Annotated in this window: 18 protein-coding genes and 1 riboswitch; of the genes, 12 read left to right on the top strand and 6 right to left on the bottom strand. The window is 55.3% G+C overall.

The window, feature by feature from the left end; all coding sequences use genetic code 11:
* The first annotated feature begins 58 nt into the window (after positions 1–58).
* The 6 genes from GCWU000342_RS07080 to GCWU000342_RS09990 all read left to right on the top strand — a co-directional run bounded on the left by GCWU000342_RS07080 (position 59) and on the right by GCWU000342_RS09990 (position 8,131).
* Entirely contained in the window at positions 59–2,725 is a 2,667-nt protein-coding gene (locus GCWU000342_RS07080; protein ID WP_006906680.1) for a valine--tRNA ligase, read from the top strand.
* A gap of 79 nt (positions 2,726–2,804) precedes the next feature.
* The gene (locus tag GCWU000342_RS10655) at positions 2,805–2,951 is read left to right on the top strand and encodes a hypothetical protein (RefSeq protein WP_006906679.1); all 147 of its coding nucleotides are present in this window, start codon (positions 2,805–2,807) and stop codon (positions 2,949–2,951) included.
* 9 nt (positions 2,952–2,960) lie between these two features.
* Positions 2,961–4,445 carry a tetratricopeptide repeat protein gene (locus GCWU000342_RS07075; RefSeq protein WP_006906678.1) on the top strand — a complete coding sequence of 495 codons (1,485 nt, stop codon included), beginning with the start codon at positions 2,961–2,963 and terminating at the stop codon, positions 4,443–4,445.
* A 134-nt stretch (positions 4,446–4,579) separates the two neighbouring features.
* Positions 4,580–6,004, top strand: coding sequence for a DUF975 family protein (locus GCWU000342_RS09995; protein ID WP_006906677.1), 1,425 nt, complete (start codon positions 4,580–4,582; stop codon positions 6,002–6,004).
* Between the two features lie 157 nt (positions 6,005–6,161).
* Positions 6,162–6,875 (top strand): response regulator transcription factor, encoded by a 714-nt coding sequence (locus GCWU000342_RS07065; RefSeq protein ID WP_006906676.1) that lies wholly within the window; start codon positions 6,162–6,164, stop codon positions 6,873–6,875.
* Positions 6,872–8,131: a sensor histidine kinase gene (locus GCWU000342_RS09990; protein WP_006906675.1), complete on the top strand. Its 1,260-nt coding sequence runs from the start codon at positions 6,872–6,874 to the stop codon at positions 8,129–8,131. Before GCWU000342_RS07065 ends, GCWU000342_RS09990 begins: the two co-directional genes overlap by 4 nt.
* 288 nt (positions 8,132–8,419) lie before the next feature.
* Here GCWU000342_RS09990 and GCWU000342_RS07055 read toward each other — a convergent pair whose 3' ends face one another.
* Genes GCWU000342_RS07055 through GCWU000342_RS07045 form a run of 3 tightly spaced genes read right to left on the bottom strand, consistent with a single transcriptional unit; the run spans position 8,420 to position 11,517 of the window.
* Positions 8,420–10,030, bottom strand: coding sequence for a carbohydrate-binding domain-containing protein (locus GCWU000342_RS07055; protein ID WP_006906674.1), 1,611 nt, complete (start codon positions 10,028–10,030; stop codon positions 8,420–8,422).
* On the bottom strand, positions 10,017–10,706 hold the full coding sequence (locus GCWU000342_RS07050) for a DUF4956 domain-containing protein (protein WP_006906673.1): 690 nt from the start codon (positions 10,704–10,706) through the stop codon (positions 10,017–10,019). The genes GCWU000342_RS07055 and GCWU000342_RS07050 overlap by 14 nt, the downstream gene beginning before the upstream one ends.
* Positions 10,690–11,517 carry a polyphosphate polymerase domain-containing protein gene (locus GCWU000342_RS07045; protein ID WP_006906672.1) on the bottom strand — a complete coding sequence of 276 codons (828 nt, stop codon included), beginning with the start codon at positions 11,515–11,517 and terminating at the stop codon, positions 10,690–10,692. The genes GCWU000342_RS07050 and GCWU000342_RS07045 overlap by 17 nt, the downstream gene beginning before the upstream one ends.
* 216 nt (positions 11,518–11,733) lie before the next feature.
* Between GCWU000342_RS07045 and GCWU000342_RS10515 the strand changes: the two genes are divergently transcribed.
* Positions 11,734–11,955 (top strand): hypothetical protein, encoded by a 222-nt coding sequence (locus tag GCWU000342_RS10515; RefSeq protein WP_006906671.1) that lies wholly within the window; start codon positions 11,734–11,736, stop codon positions 11,953–11,955.
* A gap of 103 nt (positions 11,956–12,058) precedes the next feature.
* Here GCWU000342_RS10515 and GCWU000342_RS07040 read toward each other — a convergent pair whose 3' ends face one another.
* From GCWU000342_RS07040 to GCWU000342_RS07030, 3 genes are all read right to left on the bottom strand, one after another.
* Positions 12,059–12,700, bottom strand: a complete 642-nt coding sequence (locus GCWU000342_RS07040; protein WP_045001051.1) for an ECF transporter S component — start codon at positions 12,698–12,700, stop codon at positions 12,059–12,061.
* A gap of 168 nt (positions 12,701–12,868) precedes the next feature.
* Positions 12,869–13,002: riboswitch (FMN riboswitch) on the bottom strand.
* 131 nt (positions 13,003–13,133) lie between these two features.
* On the bottom strand, positions 13,134–14,417 hold the full coding sequence (locus GCWU000342_RS07035; RefSeq protein ID WP_006906669.1) for a sensor histidine kinase: 1,284 nt from the start codon (positions 14,415–14,417) through the stop codon (positions 13,134–13,136).
* A 3-nt stretch (positions 14,418–14,420) separates the two neighbouring features.
* Positions 14,421–15,095, bottom strand: coding sequence for a response regulator transcription factor (locus tag GCWU000342_RS07030; RefSeq protein WP_045000858.1), 675 nt, complete (start codon positions 15,093–15,095; stop codon positions 14,421–14,423).
* 72 nt (positions 15,096–15,167) lie between these two features.
* Here GCWU000342_RS07030 and GCWU000342_RS10510 point away from each other — a divergent pair, with 72 nt between their 5' ends.
* From GCWU000342_RS10510 to GCWU000342_RS07010, 5 genes are all read left to right on the top strand, one after another.
* Positions 15,168–15,314 (top strand): hypothetical protein, encoded by a 147-nt coding sequence (locus tag GCWU000342_RS10510; RefSeq protein ID WP_156784525.1) that lies wholly within the window; start codon positions 15,168–15,170, stop codon positions 15,312–15,314.
* Positions 15,315–15,373: 59 nt separating this feature from the next.
* Positions 15,374–16,162, top strand: coding sequence for a basic amino acid ABC transporter substrate-binding protein (locus GCWU000342_RS07025; protein ID WP_006906666.1), 789 nt, complete (start codon positions 15,374–15,376; stop codon positions 16,160–16,162).
* Between the two features lie 204 nt (positions 16,163–16,366).
* Positions 16,367–17,101, top strand: a complete 735-nt coding sequence (locus GCWU000342_RS07020) for an amino acid ABC transporter permease (RefSeq protein ID WP_006906664.1) — start codon at positions 16,367–16,369, stop codon at positions 17,099–17,101.
* Entirely contained in the window at positions 17,091–17,834 is a 744-nt protein-coding gene (locus GCWU000342_RS07015; RefSeq protein ID WP_006906663.1) for an amino acid ABC transporter ATP-binding protein, read from the top strand. Before GCWU000342_RS07020 ends, GCWU000342_RS07015 begins: the two co-directional genes overlap by 11 nt.
* Before the next feature lie 215 nt (positions 17,835–18,049).
* Complete coding sequence (locus GCWU000342_RS07010; RefSeq protein ID WP_006906662.1) at positions 18,050–19,588, top strand: sodium/proline symporter; 1,539 nt, start codon at positions 18,050–18,052, stop codon at positions 19,586–19,588.
* Positions 19,589–19,990 lie beyond the last annotated feature (402 nt).

The raw sequence follows: 19,990 nt of genomic DNA, 5'->3' as shown, positions 1-19,990 counted from the left end.
AGTATGGCGGTCGGTATGCGCTGTTTCACGGTCTTTTTCGACCAGGGAAGGAGTTTGTATGAGCAGGGAGCTTGCCAAGACCTATGATCCTAAGGGGATTGAGGTCCGCCTGTATGAGAAATGGGAGAATAAGGGATATTTTCACGCTCAGGTGAACCGGGATAAGAAGCCCTTCACCATTGTCATGCCCCCTCCCAATATCACCGGAAAGCTGCATATGGGTCATGCCCTGGATAATACCATGCAGGATATTCTGATCCGCTACAAGCGCATGCAGGGCTATGAAGCCCTCTGGCAGCCGGGGATGGATCACGCGGCCATCGCCACGGAAGTCAAGGTGACCAATGCCCTGAAGGGAAAGGGGATTGACAAGCTGGCCATCGGCAGGGAGAAGTTCCTGGAATACTGCTGGGACTGGAGAGAGGAATACGGCCGCGCGATTATTAATCAGCTGAAGAAGCTGGGGAGTTCCGCGGACTGGGAGAGGGAGCGCTTCACTATGGACCGGGGCTGCTCCGAGGCGGTCGAGGAGGTCTTCTGCCGCCTGTATGAGAAAGGCTATATCTATCGGGGCAGCCGGATCATCAACTGGTGTCCCAGCTGTCAGACCTCCCTGTCTGACGCGGAGGTCGAGCACGAGGAACAGGAGGGCAGCTTCTGGCATATTAAGTACCCGATTGAGGGAGAGGAGGGCCGGTTCGTTGAGATCGCGACGACCCGTCCCGAGACCCTCCTGGGGGATACGGCTGTCGCTGTCAATCCTGAGGATGACCGCTATCGGGACCTGGTCGGCAAAATGCTCCTCCTTCCCCTGACGGACCGGAAGATTCCGGTGATCGCCGACGAGTATGTCGACAGAGAATTCGGAACCGGCTGCGTGAAGATCACGCCCGCCCACGATCCCAATGATTTCGAGGTGGGCAGGCGCCATCAGCTGGAAGAGATCAACATTTTAAATGACGACGCCACATTGAATGACCGCTGCGGCAAGTACGCGGGCATGGACCGCTATGAGGCCCGCAGGGCCATGGTGGAGGACTTGGATCGGCTGGGCCTTCTGGTCAAGGTTGTTCCCCACACCCATGCCGTCGGCACTCATGATCGCTGCCACACGACGGTTGAGCCTATGATCAAACCCCAGTGGTTTGTCCGTATGAAGGAGATGGGGAAGGAGGCACTCGACTCTTTTCACCGGGGAGAGATGCGCTTTGTCCCCGAGAACTACGGGAAAACCTATGAGCACTGGCTGGAGAACATCAAGGACTGGTGTATCTCCCGTCAGCTCTGGTGGGGACACCGGATTCCGGCCTATTACTGCCAGGACTGCGGCCGGATTGTCGTGAGACGGGGCGGAGCCCCGGAGATCTGCCCTCAGTGCAAGGGCAGGCATTTCGTCCAGGATGAGGACACCCTGGATACCTGGTTCTCCTCCGCCCTCTGGCCCTTTGCCACCCTGGGCTGGCCAAAGGAGACGCCGGAGCTGGACTACTTCTATCCGACTGATGTTCTGGTAACGGGATACGACATCATCTTCTTCTGGGTCATCCGCATGATGTTCTCCGCCCTGGAGCAGACCGGTAAGGCTCCCTTCCACCATGTCCTGATCCACGGCCTGGTCCGCGACGACCAGGGGCGCAAGATGTCTAAGTCTTTAGGCAACGGGATTGATCCCCTGGAGATCATCGACCGATACGGGGCCGACGCCCTGCGCCTGACTCTGATCACGGGAAACGCGCCCGGCAATGACATGCGCTTTTATATCGAGCGTGTGGAGAACAGCCGCAATTTCGCCAATAAGGTCTGGAACGCCTCCCGCTTCATCCTGATGAATCTGGACGGGGTCAGCCTGCATGAGCCGGCGTCCAGTGAGTTGAAAATAGAAGATCGCTGGATCAAAAGCCGCCTGAATACCGTGGTAAAAGAGCTTACGGACAACATGGAGAGGTATGAGCTGGGGATCGCGGTACAGAAGGTCTTCGATTTTATCTGGGATGAGTTCTGCGACTGGTACATTGAGATCGTCAAGCCCCGCATGTACCACAAGGAGCAGGATCCGGACTCCGCCAACGCAGCCCTCTATACCCTGAAGGGAGTTCTGGCGGAGGCCTTAAAGCTCCTCCACCCCTTCATGCCCTTTATTACGGAGGAGATATACTGCAGCCTGCGCCCGGAGGAGAAATCCATTATGATCGCGGACTGGCCCGTTTACTCCGCGCAGGCCTGTGATCCGGAGGCGGAGCAGGCTCTGGAGCACGCCATGGATTTGGTTCGGGCCGTTCGCAATGTCCGGACGCAGATGGATGTGCCCAACAGCCGTAAGTCCAAGCTGATTATCGTGTCTCAGGACGCGGGGATTCGGGAGATTTTTTCGCAAAATCAAACAACCTATGCCGGGCTCGCCAACGCTTCTGAGGTCTGTGTCCAAGCGGACGAGAGCGGGATCGGCTCAGACGCGGTGTCGGCAGTGATTCCCGACGCGGTCATCTATATGCCCCTGGCGGATCTGGTCGATTTGACTAAGGAGAAGGAACGCCTTACGAGGGAGCAGAAACGTCTGGAGGGAGAATTGAAGCGGTCTCACGGCATGCTGAGCAATGAGCGCTTCCTCTCTAATGCCCCTGCGGATAAGGTGGCGGCTGAGCGGGATAAGCTGGCTAAGTATGAGCAGATGATGGCGGATGTCACAGCCCGACTCAAGTCCATCGAGGAAGGGCTGTCCGTGTGAGAGCCCTGCGTCGGAGGGAGATAAACCCTGCGGCGCGTCCCTGTGAAATGTATTCCGGTAGCCGGGGGAAGGATTTTTCATGATAGATTTTGAGGAAGAGCTGAAGCATTACGAGCCCATTATGGAAGTTGAAGAGGCGGAAGACGCTATTCACGGGAAAGACCTGACAGATTTGACAGATCTCATGCGAGAGATTGTCAAAAATGGCGGAGCGCTACGCCGTTAGGGGGCTGCTATGAATTGTTTTTATTGCGGCTATGAGATCGACAGGGAGGAATACTGTCCCATATGCGGCGCCAATCTGAGGGAGTACCGCAGGGTCAGGGCCAGGGGTCAGCAGCTCTATAACGAGGGCCTGCGCCGGGCACAAAACAGGGAGATTTCTTCCGCTATTGAAAATCTGGAGACTGCCCTGCACTGCGACAAGGGGCTGACGGATGCAAGAAACCTGCTGGGACTGTGCTACTATGAGATCGGCGAGACGGTTTTAGCCCTGAACGAGTGGGTGATCAGCAAGAATCTGCAGCCGGAAGGCAATCGGGTGGATTTTTACCTGGAGGAGATCCAGAAGAGCAGGGGCGCCCTGGACAAGATCACCAATACCATGCACAAGTTCAACCAGGCGGTTCGCTACTGTAAGGAGGGAAACCGAGACCTGGCGAGGATTCAGCTCAAGCGGGTTATGGAGATGAATCCGCATATGGTCAAGGCCTATCAGCTCTTTGCCCTCTGCCAAATCGCGGACGGCAATTACGAGGAAGCGGACAGGGCCTTAAAGGTGGCCCGGAGGATTGACGCCTCTGACCCCGTGACCGTTCGCTACAGCAAGGAGACCCGGGAGGGCCTTAAGAAGGCCGCCCAGTCACACAGGGGGAGCCGACGTCGTCTTCCCCGGGCTTCTATACTGGGCAGTGATGAGATACCCCTGGAGGATCATCGCTCTGTCTTAGACTATTTTGACGGGGTCAGAGGGAGCTTCCTCAATATCCTTGTGGGGATCATCACAGGGATTCTGATCTCGGTCTTCCTCATTTACCCGGCGGTCAGAGCGCACAATAACAGCACGGCAGCCGATGCCTTAGTATCCGCCAATCAGCAGAAGGAGGCGTCGGACACCAGTATTTCCTCTTTGCAGAAGCAGGTGGAGAGTCTGCAGAGTCAGCTATCCAATTATACCGGCAAGGCGGATGCGGTGACTTCCTATGAGAATCTAATCGAGGCCAAGAGAAAGCTGGCGGCCAATGATCAGGCGGGGGCCTATCAGGCCTTTTCCTCCGTGAACCGAGATCTTTTGGGAGACACCGGCAAGGCCGACTATGACGAGCTCAACAATAAGCTGGCTGATTTCAAGAAGAAGTCGGCGTATACAGCGGGCAATACGGCCTACAGCGCCGGCAACTGGCAGGAGGCGGTCAACCAGTACCTGCCCCTGGTTCAGGACAAGGCCAGTGCCGGATATGAGGACGGCGCCGCCCTCTATCGGCTGGCCTCTGCCTACAATAAGCTGGGCGACCGGGACAATGCCGTCAAGTATTACGAGCAGCTTTTGACGGATCTGACCGGTTCTCACTATCGCACATCAGCCAAAAAAGACTTAAAGGGGCTTGGGGTCACGGTAAATAAGGATAACAGCTTCACGGACAGCAATGCCCAGGGAAACGCGCCTGAGGCGGGGCAGGACAGCGTTCGCCAGAATAATGCCAATCTGCAGACCAGGTGAAGACAGGTCAACCCGAAAGGGCAGCGGGAGGAATCAGGGCTTTTTAAGAATCTTTTAAGGTTTTTCTATTGCGGGAATAAGGTTATACTCCTATGATTTGACTTGAAAAACAAGTCTCTGATAGGAGTATTTTTATGTGGGAAAGAAAAGATTTAAAGGATCGAGCCAAGAAGGCCTTTCGAGGCAACTACTGGCGTACACTGCTGGTGACCATTGCCTTTATGATGGCGACTGCCGGAGGCGGTATTGCCAGCGGTTGGGTCAACGGCATTTCCGTGGCTACAGTTGTGGGAACGATCGCATCTGGAGCAAATTATTGGGAAGATCTTCTCTTCTCCGCAGTTCCCAGGACAGATTCCAATGGCTATGTGCAGTCTGATTTGGTCTATCCGGCCTCCTATCAGACCAATCCTGACCGCAGCTCTCTCCTGGACGATGAGGATCTCTCCCGTCTGTTTCGCAATAATTATTCCAGCGGTTACAGCAATTCCTACAGGGACAGCTATCAGTATAACAGGGACTATTGGAATTCCCGTCGCATTCAGGATACAGTCTGGGCCCGGATCTATGTGATGTTCTTTGCGTTTCTGGCCCTCGGGTTCGCTCTGATCCTCATCCTGGGAACCATCCGACTGCTTGTCTCCGTCTTTGTCTATGGTCCTCTGGAACTGGGAGCCAGCCGCTTCTATTTAGACAATCTGCATGGCCCCGGTCGGGTGTCCAGCCTGGGTCACGGCTTCGATCATCACTACATGAACGGAGTGAAGATCATGTTCCTGCGGGGACTCTTCACATCCCTGTGGAGTTTACTCTTTTTGATCCCAGGCATCGTCAAGTCCTACGAGTATCAGATGATTCCCTATTTGCTGGCGGAGTATCCGGATATGCCGAGAGAGGATGCCTTTGCTGTCTCCAGGTATATGATGAATGGCAATAAGTTCAGATCTTTTGTTCTGGATCTCTCCTTTATCCCCTGGTTCCTGCTTGGGACTGTGACATTGGGAATTTCCAATTTCTTCTGGGCCAATCCATATGTTGTACAGACGAGGGCTGCCCTCTATGAGGCTATCAAGGAGGAGAAGCGTCCCTTCGACCGTGTGGACAGTCCGATTGACCCGACACCGCAGGTTCCTCAGGAGCCGGTCTCTCCGGTAGCGCCGACGTCCCCCTTTGCTTCGGAGGCCAATCTGGTGACAGAGGAGAATAACCCCTTCAACCACATCAGGAGGGAAGGAGCTGTGTCCGGCCAGGGCCAGGCGGCTGTACAGAAGGAGGGATCGACTGCTGAGGGCCAGGTAGCTGCGCAGAAGGCAGATACAGCCGAAGGCCAGGGGGTCACTCCAAGGGAGGAAACCGCTGCTGAGAGCCAGGCACCGGTGCAGACAGAAGAAGCTGGCCAGGGAGCCGCGCAGACAGAGGAAGCTGGACTAGGCCAGATAGCGCAGTCTGAGGAAAGTAAGGGAAAGGCGACAGAGGGAGGTCTCGACCCTGACGCGGAGACCTTTGCTCAGGCAATTGAGGCGAGCCGTTCCGCCGACCGGGAGGATCAGTCCCGCTAAGAAGCAATTCGATGAAACGTGAAATGTGAAGACAGGGTCGACCGGTATCTGTCGCGGCGCTGCGGAATGCGCGCATGCGATACATGAGGTCGACCCTCTTTGTTATAATAGATGCGGTGAATACAGGGAATTGAGTGAAAGGATAAGGGCGCGGAAGATGGAATATACAATCCTGCTGGCAGACGATGAGGCCGAAATCCGTGAACTCCTCCGTCTGTACCTGGATCATGAGTCCTATCGGGTTTTAGAGGCCAATGACGGCCTGGAGGCCCTGGATCTGCTTAAGAAAGAGCATGTGGATCTCTGCGTGCTCGACGTCATGATGCCCAAGATGGATGGCTTTTGTCTGCTCAAGGAGATTCGGAAGAAGAGCAACATGCCAGTTCTCATGCTCTCTGCCAAGGACGGGGATTCTGATAAGATTCTGGGCCTCAATCTGGGGGCGGATGATTATCTGTCCAAGCCCTTTAACCCCCTGGAGGCGGTGGCCAGGATCAATGCCTCGATCCGGCGCTTCTATGCCCTGGGAGCGGATATTGCCCTCGGAAGCGGAGAGGACAGGGGCAAAAAAGAGCTGCGCGTGCAGGACCTTCGCCTGGATCGGGAGGCCTGTACCCTCTACCGCGGAGAAGAGGAGATCGACCTGACCTCGGTAGAGTATCGGATTATGGATCTCTTCATGTCTCACCCCGGCAAGGTCTTTACCAAGCAGCAGATCTATGAGAGAGGCTGGGAGGAGGAGTATATCGTTGCGGACAATAATATCATGGTCTGCATCAGTAAGCTTCGCTCCAAGCTGGATGATGGGGACAACAACCACTATATCCGGACGATCCGTGGACTGGGATATCGCATGGAGAAAAAGAGATGACATCCGAGCAGCAGACCAATATGACCATTCGCCTGATCGCGGGTTTTATCGTGGTCATGCTGGTGGCGGCGGGCCTGGAGCTGCTCGTTGTTCAGCTGGTGAACCGGCTCTTTGTGCCGGGTCTGATTCTGCCGCTGATGGAGCAGGCGGGAATTCAAAGCATGACGGTCGGGCAGAGCATTTATCTCTTTTTAGGGATGATCTTTCTGCTTTTGGTTCGCCTGCTTGGTCTGATCTTTCAGGGCAGTCTGACAGAATTGGAGGATCAGATACTGGCGGTGATCGTCAGCCATGTCTTTACGGGATCGAAGGGAATGGTTCTGCCGCATCTGACGGGGGGAGGCGTCTTTCTCCTTCTGCTCGTGCTGGCGATCATGATCTTTCTCTATGCTCTGCCCTATGTGATCACAGGGGTCCTCTATGCCCGTTTCGTGATTGGGCAGATGCGTCTTCTGCAGGAAGAGCAGAGAAAAGAGCATGAGAAATTCGACGCGGACAGGAATCTGATCCTCTCAGATATCGCCCATGACCTGCGCAATCCGATCACGACGGTTTTGGGTTATGCCAGGGCACTGGAAGACGGCATGGTCACGGATCCCGCTCTGGCCAGGCGATATCTTAAGGCCATTGAGGCCAAGTCCAGGCGGGTAAACGATCTGATCAATATCCTCTTTGACTACGCGAAGATCAACTCTACGGGATTTCATTTGCAGAAGAGAACCCTGGATATCAATGAGCTGGTCCGGGAGAATACCGCTCTGCTTTTTGAAGAGGTAGAGGACAGAGGGATGGAGCTGGACGCGCAGATCAGCGAGGAGCGCTGGCAGATCCTGGCGGATCGGGTTCAATTCTCACGTGTGATCAGCAATCTGATCAACAATGCCAGTCGCCACAACCCGAGGGGGACGAGGATTCTGGTTCGCACGCAGGCCATCAGGCACACGGATAGAGCCCTCTCCTATGATCAGATGCGCCGCGGCCAGACGCAAGAGGACCGGATCCGATACGGACTGGGAGAGGGGATTCTGGTGATCATCGCTGATGACGGGCAGCCCATCCCCCGGGAGCTGGCGGAGCATATGTTCGAGCCCTTCGCCATGGGAGACAGCTCGCGCTCCAGCCGGGGAGGATCGGGCCTGGGGCTCTCAATTGCGGCCAAGATCAGCCAGATGCATGGTTACCGACTGATTTTAGACGAGAACTACCCGGGATATACGAAGGCATTTGTCATAGTGATTCCGAAGCACTGGTCGTAGAGTGCGGCCACAGTACGCCAGGGTGATCCACGGAGCATTTGTCGTAGTGATTCCGAAGCACTGGTCGTAGAGTGCGATCACAGTACGCCAGGGTGATCCACGGAGCATTTGTCATGGTGATTTCAAAGCATGAATAAGAGGGGGACGGCAGTCGTCGTCCCTCTCTTCTGTGGTGCGTAATATGCTTTTATGATAAACGCGGATTTCTGCTGACGTCTCAGAGGAGACCCGCGGAATTTTGATTAGCTGTCAGTTCTTGCCTGAATCGGCGGATTTTCCGGAAGTACCTCATTTGCCCGAGCGGCCGGACTTGCCGGAGCTGCCCGATCCACCCATACCACCGGGGCCGCCTGCGCTGCCGGATCCGCCCGAACCTCCGGGGCCGCCCGAACCTCCGGGGCCACCCGAATTGCCAGAGCCGCCCATGCCTCCGGGGCCGCCCATGCCGCGGCTGTTTACGTTCCCGGAGGTCGTGACGATGGAGTCAAGACTGATGGTCTGCCTGGAGGATCCGGTTGCGATGGTGTAGCTGTTTCCGGTCGTCATTCCGGGCGCGGAGACATAGACCGCGTTGTAGTTCTTGGGCGGAGTGTAAGAAGCCAGGACATTTCCGGAGGAATCTGTCACGGTCACAGTTTCTGAGGAAGTGTTGCTCAGCCCATAGAGGATCATGCCCTGGGTGGAGGAGGAGTCAAAGGCTTCCGCCATACCGGAGTAGCCGGTGGCGATCAGCGTTCCGCCGCTGATGACTCCCTTGGATCGATCTCCGTAGTCTAAGGTGGAGTCGCCGTTATTGGTCGCGCCGGAGACGTAGGTCTCGCCACCGTTGATATAGATATCACCGTTGGAATCAATGCCGTCGCCGGAGGCGTTGACCTCGAGCTTACCTCCGTTGATGGTGACGGAGTAGTCGCTGCTCGTATTGGAATCCCCGGCGGCATTGAGGCCGTCGTCCTTGGATGTGACATTGATGTCGCCGCCGTCGATCACAATCTGGGATCCTTCCAGGCCCTCGTTGGACTGGCTGACGACAATCTTGCCGCCGACGATGTTGAGCTTGCCGTCGGCGTGGATACCGTCATCGCCGCTGGACAGGGCCAGTGTGCCACCCGACATGTAGAAGAAGCCGGCCTCTGTGTCAGAGGAATCTGCGTGTATAGCGTCATCTGTCGCGTTGATCGTATAGGTTCCGTCGGCGATTCGGATGGAATCATTGGCCTCCAGTCCCTTGCCCTGGGCGTCGATCGTCACGGTAGACCCGGTCAGCTTGAGGTCATCCTTGCTGACGATCCCGTTTGCGGAGGACTTGACGGACAGGGAGCCCTTGCCGTTGATCACCAGATCCTGCTTAGAGAAAATGGCTCCGTCCACCTTGATGTTGCCGTCCGCGGCGAAGCTTCCGCTGCTGGTCAGACGGTTGTCGCTGCCCTCCGCCGTTGTGACGAAAACTTTGTCCGCCGTCTTGACGTAAATGGCTGCCGAGCCGGAATTGCTGATGCTCACGCCCTTCAAAACGATCTGAACCTTGGCGGTATCATCCGCCTCTACCTTGATCTGCCCGTTGGAGAGGCTGCCGGAGAAGACATAGGTGCCTTCCGATGTAATGGTAACTGTGGATCCGTCGACACTCGCTCCCTGGCCATCGACCGTAGAAGCGCTGTCAGACAGGGTGATATGGGTGGCGCTCGCGTCGTCATAGTCACCGGACAGGTCCCGGTCTGTGAAGTAATCTGAGGAAGAAGCGGCGGCAGAAGTCGCGGACGCGGTATTGCTCGTTGTGGTGCTGGAAGCAGTCTTTGAAGCGGTCTTTGCTCCACAGGCCGCCAGTCCCAGGGTCAGACCTCCGGCCATGGCGATTGCGCCAAAACGCTTGATGTTATATCTCTTAAAGTTGCTCATTTGTCACCTCCTGCTGTGAAACTGTGATTTCCAGGTTACCGTTTCGGACGCGGATCGCATCCAGCATCTCTTTTTCCCTCGCGGGATCCTTGAGCTCGATATCGTAGGTCAGTTTGAAGAGACTTCCCATGTTGCTCGTCTTGACAGAGACCAGATGGGAGGTTCTGCAATAGTTTTTGAAAATATCCCCGAGGAGGTCCGTATAGTCCAGATCCTCCGGGATAGTCACGCGCAGATTCCTGTAGAGAGATCTGCGAGTGCTCCCGAAATCAGTCTGTACCAGGGCAAAGAGGGCAGCTCCTACAAGCAGAGCGAAGAGAATCGCGTAGGCCAGATATCCCATGCCGACGATCAGGCCAGCCGCCATGGCTAAAAAGATCATGGCGATGTCCTTGGCGCTTCCGGCGACGGAGCGGAAGCGAACTAAAGAGAAGGCTCCTGCTACGCCGACCGCGGCGCCGATATTGCCGTTGACCATCATGATCACCACGCAGACGATGGCGGGAAGGAGGGCCAGAGTCAGCATAAAGGACTGGGTGTGCCGGCTTCGGTAGGCGTAGATGCCGGCCAGCCAGAGACCGATCAGAAAGGATACCCCCAGGCAGAGCAGAAAATATCCCGGGGCGATTACCGTGCTTGTTGATGTGTCGAAAATTCCGCTAAACAGCGATGTCATTGTCATGCCTCCTCTCTTCGTGTTCCGTTGGGGCGGGAAGGGAATTTCGCAATTCCTGTTCGGACAGAATTCCGTGTCCGCCGGGGATGGAGGGCATCCAATATGCCTGCCTCCCTGGTTTGTTTTTTCGCATCAGCTCTTCATAAGCTCTGCCGTACTTGGAAAAGGAGCTCCTGTAGATCTTCTCGCGGCTTAAGACTTCTACCAGCCAGAGGGGAATGGCTGCCCCTGTCTTAATCTCCATCAGCACCTGTCCGTCCTTCAGAAGGGGCCGCCCCCGAACGGGACTGTGTAAGTTGAGGTCTTCCATCCGCCAGAGAATATTCCGGTCAAAGGTCAGCCGAAAGTCCTGATTCTCTTTCGCGTAGAAAGCCTGCCGGTCATAGGAGAGGAGCATGCGGGGGGCCAGTTGGGGGTAAAGTCTGCGGCTGTAGTTGATCTCCCGCACGATCTGACTGTCCGCGGGAAGACAAGACCCTTTGATCCAGGCATTTGTCTCATCCTCGGTCAGGGCGACCCTTCGCTTATAGACTACCTTTCGGTACTTCTTCTTAAGCTCTACAAAGACCTTGTCCTCCGGGCCGACGGTTCCGTAGCTGCGGATCCGAAGCTTTTCCTTATAAACAGGAGACTCAATGGATCGGCGGACCAGAAGGAAATCAGGTGTATCCAGGTAGAGGGAGAGGTTGGTATTCCTCCCGTAGATATCCGGCACCATGTGTTCCATCATGGCTATGCGGATGGCCCGATCCATCTCCGGAGACAGGAGATACTTGAGCTCATAGCGCTTGAAAATCATCTGATCTGCCATGTTGACCTCCTTTCAGCTTGTTTCTTGTCTTGGGATGAGAAGAGAATACAGGGGGAAGTTAAAGTCAACCTAAAGTTTTGAAAAATTCGTATCCATACAATGCGCACGATGTTACCGAACCGATCATCGATTCGCTCCCAGGGGTCGCATGCAGCCTTATACGCGGCGAAAAATGCACCACGAGTGCTCCTTAGTCATGCTCTATAGTCATGAACAATGGCATATGGGAAGCCCGAGTATGCCATATACTCCACGAAGCGGTCATTATTACAAAAAAAGAAAGCCGCCGCCATATTGCATATGCAGGCAGGTGCAAATGAAAACAGGGCGTCGGCTTTTATAATAAGCATATGTAATTGTAAGAAGAGGCCTTCGAGGGAAAGCGATCTTTCGGGGAGGAGGTGGATATCCGGAGAAGAAGCAATCCTTCAGGGATAAAGAGCCTCTCCATGGGAAAGCGATCTTACAGGGAAGAAGTGGATATCCGCAGAAGAAGCGAATATCCGAAAAAGAAGTGAATTGCCTCCGGACGAAAAGAGTCTTATCGGAAGAGAATCTGCTTCAGCCGCTTGTAGGTGAAGAAAGTGATCAGGGAGACCAGACCGTACTTGATCAGATTAAAGGGGGCAACGGCGTAGACCATCATGGTAAAGAGATCGCTGATGCGGCCGTTGACCATGGTCCCCATCTTGATGATGGAATCCATGGGCATGCCGTAGAGGGTTACATACATGGGAAAAATCACGAAGTAATCAATGAAGACGAAAGCGATGGTTGTCAGAACGGTTCCCACGCAGAGCGAGAGGACTGCCCCCATCTTCCCTTTTTTGAAGCGGTAGACCAAAGAGGCGGTCAAAACGAAAACAGCGGCGCCGGCAAAGTTGGCCAGCTCACCCACAAAGGCGGTAGAGGTTCCACGGAAGAGGAGCTTTAAGATATTCTTGAGGGCCTCTATGATAATACCGGCGACAGGCCCCATCATGAAGGTGCTCAGGATCGCGGGCAGGTCGGAAATGTCGAACTTCAGGAAGGAAGGGGCAATGGGGAGCGACAGCTCAAAGAGCATGAGAATGGCGGATAAGGCGGAGAACATGGCGATGATCACCAGTCTCCTTGTGCTGAAGCCGCTTGCTTTTTGGGTTTCTTCTCCCCTAGTGGGGTTATCTCTGACAAGTGTGTCCATAATTACCTCCAATTCTGCTGCCTCCCGCAGGTCTGCTGTTTTTCCGCGGGAAATCCAAAGTTTCGGTACACCTTTGACTAGATGGAGGCCTTGCCATTGCCGAGAATGAAAAAGGACTTCCACGAGATGGTTCATCTCATGAAAGTCCTGACTGCGACCTGTGAGCGTATCCATCTTCTCCCATCCGGACTGTCCAGACATCTGCCTGCTACCGTCGGTTCCGGAATTCCACCGGGTCGGCCCCAAAGGGGTTCGCGGACTGTCACCGCCGGTCAGGAATTTCACCTGCCCCAAAGATTGTGTACACAGTGATTCTAGCCCCGGGTCCACTTACTGTCAAGCGACCTGTTTTCCAGGGGCATTTCCTGAAAATCGTGGATGGAGGCCGAGATCAGTTATCGAACCATTTGGGATGACAGGCATTTCCTGAAAATCATGGGAGGAGGACGGTAAATATCACGGACTTGCCGTCGGGACTTGTGGCCGTGATTTTCCCCTTGTGGGTCTTGACGATGGCCTTGGCCACAGCCAGCCCGATTCCATAACCGCCCGTCTTCGAATTGCGGGAGCTGTCCAGACGATAGAAGCGCTCAAAGAGGCGGGAGAGATCACCCTGGGGGATGGAATCAACCGTATTGCGAATCGTCAAAAGCTTACCCTTGGCTGTAGAGGCCAGGGTTACTTCGATGCTGCCCCCCTGGTCGGAGTACTTGAGGGCATTGTCCAACAGAAGGCTGAGCAGCTGCTGCATGGAGGCGGGATCGCATTCCAGGGAAATGGAAGGGGCGACGCTGATGGTCAGGCTGCGTCCCCTGGTCCGGGCAGGGGCGTCAAAGGATTCAGCGGCCTCCAAGACCATCTGGGAGAAGTCGACCTTCTCGATGGTCAGGCGGGGACCTTCCTCCTCCATGCGGGAGAGGAGGACCAGTTTCTCCACGAGGGCATTCAGCCGGTCAATCTGGCGGTGGTTGGAGACAGTCCACTCGGAAGTTCCATAGTCCATCTCGATCACCTCATTGTTGGCGGCCAAAACAGCCAGAGGAGTCTTGAGCTCGTGGTTGGCATCGGTGATGAACTGCCGCTGTTTGCTGTAGCTCTCAACGATGGGGCCGACTGCCCGCCTTGAGGCCGGCAGTAGCAGGAGAAAGACGAAAAGAAGACCGCCTGCGCCGGCCGCCAGACTTCCGTAGAGAAAGCTGTAGAAGGATTGCATCTGGGGCTGGGTATCCAAAAAGTAATAGGTTCTGGCGGTCGTATCCGAAGAGCCTGCCTCTTTGTCCTGGCTCTGGCTGTCGGATTTGGACTTGCCCTGGTCTGCGCTCTTTTCCTGCAGAAGATAGCGGTAGCGGCCCAGATAGCCCTGGCGGGGGAGCCCCCCGAGAGCCAGTTTCTGAGCATAGGAAGCGGCCTGCTCGGCATTGATCGCGGCGATGTGGTCTGTGTCAGAGGCCGTGACCTGATTATCCGCGGAGAGACTGACGCTGAAGTAGCGGCTGCTGAAGGGAGTCTCGGCGTCGAAATCACCGGGGGGCTTATCCTCCGGGGGCTTGCTGCCAAAGCGCCCGCCCTGTCCGGCTAAAAGGGCCAGCTTCTGATCTGCCGACTTTGTCATGGACCGGTAATTGATCAGGTTGACGGCTCCCATAATCAGGGTCAGAACGATCAGGACGGAGAGCATGGACAGACCGATGAATTTGCGGCGCAATTGTCGGAACATGGTTTATTCCTCCTCCTGAACAAAGTAGCCGAGACCCCGGGAGGCCTTGATGACGATGCCGGCGTCGATGGATTTCAACTTGCGGCGGAGATTGGAGATATTGACCCAGACCACATTCTGTTCGACATCGCTCTCAAAGCCCCAGATCTTCTCCATGAACTGGTCCGGAGATATGATCTGCCCCGGATTGGCCAGGAGCATCTCCAGGATCTGATACTCCTTGTTGGCCAGGTGCAGGCTGCCTCCGGGAGCGTTTGCCGTGCAGGTCAGCTGATCCAGGGTCAGCCTTCCAAGATGCATGCTGGCATCGGTCGCGACGGTTCTGCGGCGGGTGATCGAGCGAACTCTGGCGATGAGTTCTCTCGTGGAAAAGGGCTTGGTCAGGTAGTCGTCGGCCCCCGAGTCCAGTCCCTGTACCCGGTCATCGATTTCGGAGCGGGCAGTCAGCATGAGAACAGGGATATCATTCTGGGCGGAACGGATCTTTCGCAGCACCGTAAACCCGTCCATTTTGGGCATCATGACATCCAGGATGGCCCCGTCGTAGACGCCGGTTTCCAGGTAGTCCAAGGCGTCCCGGCCGTCATAGACAGCATCCACCTCGTAGTGGTTGGCCTTGAGAATGCGGACAAGGGCGCGGGACAGGTCGAGTTCATCCTCGGCTAAGAGCAGGCGCATGGGTTCTCCTTTCGATAGAAAATCTTCTTCCATTATACAGAATCGAAGACCCGACAGGTGGAGCAAATCATTTTGGAAGAAACGGAAAGAAATGGAAGGGGTGGAAGGAAAGAAGATTTTGGGCACGATTTGGTCATGAAGGATCAGTTGGATATGAATAAAAATACAAGAAGAAAAGAAATGCTTGCAAATTTATTCATACCCTGCTATACTCTCTAACCAGTCAGGCCGATCGTGAGAAAGACGAATGCGGCGGAGATTGAGAGAAATAAGGAGTAATGAATATGAAGATGAAAAAAATTGCAGTCCTGGGTCTGGTCATGCTGACAAGTATATCCATACTTGCAGCCTGCGGCTCGTCCAAGACAGACGACAGCGGCAAGACGGGCTCTGAGAAGAAGGATACGCTGACCATGGCTACCGCCGCCGACTTCCCTCCCTATGAGTACATGGAGGGCAATGATTACAAGGGAATTGATATTGAGCTCTCCCAGGCCATTGCCGACAAGCTCGGGGTCAAGCTGGAGATACAGAATGTTCCATTTGACTCGATTATTGCCGGCGTTCAGTCGGGCAAGTACGATTTCGGCATGTCCGGGATCACAATCAACGATGAGCGCAAGCAGTCTGTCAACTTCTCAGATCCCTACATCTCAGCGGTTCAGTCCATCATCGTCAAGAGCGACTCCTCGATTGCCGACAAGGACGCCTTAAAGGATGTCAGCAAGATCGGTGTGCAGACCGGAACCACCGGAGACTCTGACGCCACCAAGGACTATGGCGAGGACAAGATCACCCGCTACACCGTTGCCACTGACGCAATCCAGGCCCTGATGTCCGGCAAGGTAGACGCTGTTATCATCGACAACAAGCCCGCTCAGGAATATGTCAAGGCCAACGGATCTGCCTTAAAGATTCTGCCTACCGCCTATGAGGAGGAGCAGTACGCGATCGCGGTCAATAAGAGCAACGACGACCTGCAGAAGAAGATCAACCAGGCCATCAAGGATCTGAAGGCGGACGGAACCGTCGACAAGATCCTGGCCAAGTATGAGTCCAATAAGTAAGAGATCCGAGTCAGCTCCCGGATTCTCACTGACATCCGGAAGGCGGAAAATTGCAAGAACCGGTATCCTCAGCTACAATAGCTCAGGCAGCGCAAGGCAAGGGCGGCCAAGGCCGTCCTTGCCCTTGCCTGTGTATAGAGGGAAACAAATAGCCCGGAATCTGTGTCGGGAGGCCTCTTGTGACGGGAGAGGAAGGAGAAACGCATGAGTGCTTGGTGGGATGGGCTCAAGGCCCAGTTTGTCCTCAACTTCATTAATGATAATCGATGGCAGTCGCTTGTCTCTGGTCTGGGAGTTACCCTGCAGATCACGGTTTTCGCGGTGATTGTGGGAATTCTCTTAGGAGCTTTGGTGGCGACGGTTCGTTCTACCTGGGACAAGAGCGGAGAGGAGATGGGACGCCGCAAGAGTCCGGCCTATTACCTGCTCAAGGGCTTTAACGTCATTTGCAAGATTTACCTGACGGTCATCCGCGGCACGCCTGTTGTTGTTCAGCTGATGATCTCCTATTTCATTATTTTTGCCACATCCAAGAACGCGGTCGCTGTGGCCATTTTCGCCTTCGGTCTCAACTCTGCCGCCTATGTGGCCGAGATCATCCGCGGCGGCATCATGTCCATTGACGAGGGCCAGTTCGAGGCAGGCAGATCTCTGGGCTTCAATTATCCTCAGACCATGATCTATATCATTCTGCCCCAGGTATTCAAGGCGGTTCTGCCTGCCCTTCTCAATGAGTTCATCACCTTGGTCAAGGAGACCTCCGTCGCGGGCTATGTGGGGATTATGGACCTGACGAAGGCGGGCGATGTCATCCGGAGCAGGACCTATTCCGCCTTCATGCCCCTCTTTGCAGTGGCAGGCATTTATCTGGTGATTGTCATTATTCTTGAGACCGTTTTCGGTCGGCTTGAGAGGAGGCTTCGTCAAAATGAGCGCTAATACCCTGATTCAGGTCAGAGGACTTAAGAAATATTATCGCGGCGGCCTCATCAAGGCCCTGGACGATATTAATCTGGACATCGACCGGGGGGAGGTCGTGGTGATCATCGGCCCATCAGGATCCGGGAAATCTACCCTTCTTCGGTCACTCAATCTTCTGGAGATGCCCACGGAGGGACAGATTCTGGTGGACGGGGTCAATATTGCGGATCCCGGAATTGATATTAATCTTCATCGGCAGAAGATGGGGATGGTTTTTCAGCACTTTAATCTCTTCCCCAATATGACGGTCTTAAAGAACATGACCATCGCACCCATGAAGCTGAGAAAACTCTCCAAAGAGGAGGCTGAGAAGCAGGCCATGGAGCTTCTTGAGCGGGTGAATCTGTCCGATCGAGCCAATGCTTATCCCAGCCAGCTCTCCGGCGGCCAGAAGCAGCGAATTGCCATTGTCCGGGCTCTCTGCATGAATCCGGAGATTCTCCTCTTCGATGAGCCGACCTCTGCCCTTGATCCGGAGATGGTAGGGGAAGTCCTGGAGGTCATGAAGCAGCTGGCCAGGGAGGGGATGACCATGGCCTGCGTCACCCATGAGATGGGCTTTGCCAGAGAGGTGGCCTCAGAGGTGATCTTTGTGGATGGTGGCAAGATCATCGAGCAGGGCAGTCCCGCGCAGATCTTTGACGCACCGAAGAGCGAGCGCCTGCGGGATTTCCTGGCCAAGGTGCTCTGAGCCGGACTGTGAGGGCCCGCTTGAGTGGAAATTTTCTGAGCCGGACTGTGAGGGCCCGCTTGAGTGGAGATTTTCTGAGCCGGACTGTGAGGACCTGCTTGCGCGGAGATCCTCTGAGACGGACTGTGAGAATTCGCCTGTGTGGAGCCTGTCTGGGACGGATGGTGAGGGCTCCTGTTGGTGGGCTGCTGCGATAAAGGGAGAGAGCAAGAAGTATGATCAATGAAATCGGAATTAGCGTCAGCATTGTTTCCTATATGATTCTCATGCTGGCGATTGGCATCTGGTCCTCGAAGCAGAATGCCAGCACAGATGACTTCTATCTGGGGGGACGCAGGCTGGGGCCTATTGTCACAGCCATGAGCGCCGAGGCCTCGGATATGAGCTCCTGGCTTTTGATGGGGCTGCCCGGAATTGCCTATATTTCGGGGCTGGCGGATGCCAGCTGGACCGCCATAGGCCTGGCTCTGGGAACCTATCTCAACTGGCTGCTCGTGGCCAAGCGTCTGCGCCGCTACACCATCAAGGCTAATAATTCCATCACGATTCCGAGCTTCTTCGCAAATCGCTTCCGGGATAAGAGTCGGATTCTGCTGGCTGTCTCCGCCATTTGGATCCTGATTTTCTTCATTCCCTATACGGCTTCCGGTTTTGCGGCCTGCGGCAAGCTCTTTCACACCCTCTTTGGCGTTAATTATATTCTCGCCATGCTCGTGTCCGCGGCGGTGATCATTCTCTATACGATGCTGGGCGGCTTCCTGGCGGCATCTACGACGGATCTGGTACAGTCCATCGTCATGACCGTTGCCCTGGTCATTGTGGTCCTCTTCGGAATCAATGCGGCCGGCGGTCTGGACCGGGTGCTTGAGAATGCCAGAGGGATTGCGGGTTATCTGAGCCTGCGCCAGATGGGCAACAGCAACGCTCCGCAGACAGCGACCCCCTACACCTTCATGCAGGCCTTTGCCAACCTGGCCTGGGGCCTGGGCTACTTCGGGATGCCACACATCCTCCTTCGCTTCATGGCGATTGGCGACGAGAAGAAGATCAAGGTCTCCCGCCGCATTGCCTCTGTGTGGGTGCTGATTTCCATGGCGGTTGCCATCTTCATCGGCATTGTCGCCAATGCCATGAGTAAGGCGGGGGCAATCGCTGTGGCAAAGACCTCAGCTGACGCGGAGAACTCAATTATCCGGATCGCGCACCTGCTCTCAGGCAACGGCCTGGGCTTCGCCCTTCTTGCCGGAGTAATCCTGGCGGGGATCCTGGCCTGTACCATGTCTACCTCTGACTCCCAGCTTCTGGCCGCCTCATCCTCCTTCTCGGAGAATCTGCTGGTGGAAGTCTTCGGACTGTCTCTGACTGAGAAGCAGAGAGTACTGGCCGCCCGTCTGACGGTCATTGCCATCGCCCTGCTGTCTATTTTTATTGCCAGAGACCCGGATTCCTCTGTCTTTGCCATTGTTTCCTTTGCCTGGGCGGGCTTTGGTGCTGCTTTCGGACCGGTCATGCTTCTGGCCCTCTTCTGGAGACGGGCCAATCGCTACGGGGCCATCGCGGGGATGATCTCCGGGGGGGTCATGGTCTTCGCCTGGAAGTATCTGGTTCGCCCCCTGGGAGGAGTCTGGGACATTTATGAGCTGCTGCCGGCCTTTTTGGTCAGCGCCCTGCTCATGATTGCAGTCAGTCTGGTCACGCCCGCTCCCTCCAGAGAGATGACAGAAGAGTTCGATGCGGTATGCAGGGGAGACTGAGTTATTTCCACTTGTTTGGGGCCAGATTGCCGATCGCTCTTATCCGCCTGATCGCCCGGTCATTCCCGCTTGCCTGGAGGCCCGGATCTCTAAAAAGGCGCCGACAATCACTTTCTAAAGTTGCTTTCGTCTGCCTGGGGGGCCAAATTGCTGATCGCTCTTATCCGCCTGATCGCCCGGTCATTCCCGCTTGCCTGGAGGCCCGGATCTCTGAAAAGGCGCCGACAATCACTTTCTAAAGTTGCTTTCGTCTGCTTGGGGGACCAGATTGCCGATCGCCTTTGCCCGCCTGGTCGGGGTCTGGCTTCCCTGACCAAGGCCGAACAGGGCAGGTCACAGAAACCCGTGAATAAGGGTACAGAAGCCGTGGAAAGTGTAGATAAAGAGCCGCAGGAAGTGCGG

Source organism: Shuttleworthella satelles DSM 14600 (assembly GCF_000160115.1).
Taxonomy (GTDB): Bacteria; Bacillota; Clostridia; order Lachnospirales; family Lachnospiraceae; genus Shuttleworthia; species Shuttleworthia satelles.
Note: the sequence above shows the minus strand (reverse complement) of the source record. Positions and strands in the feature narration are given on the sequence as shown.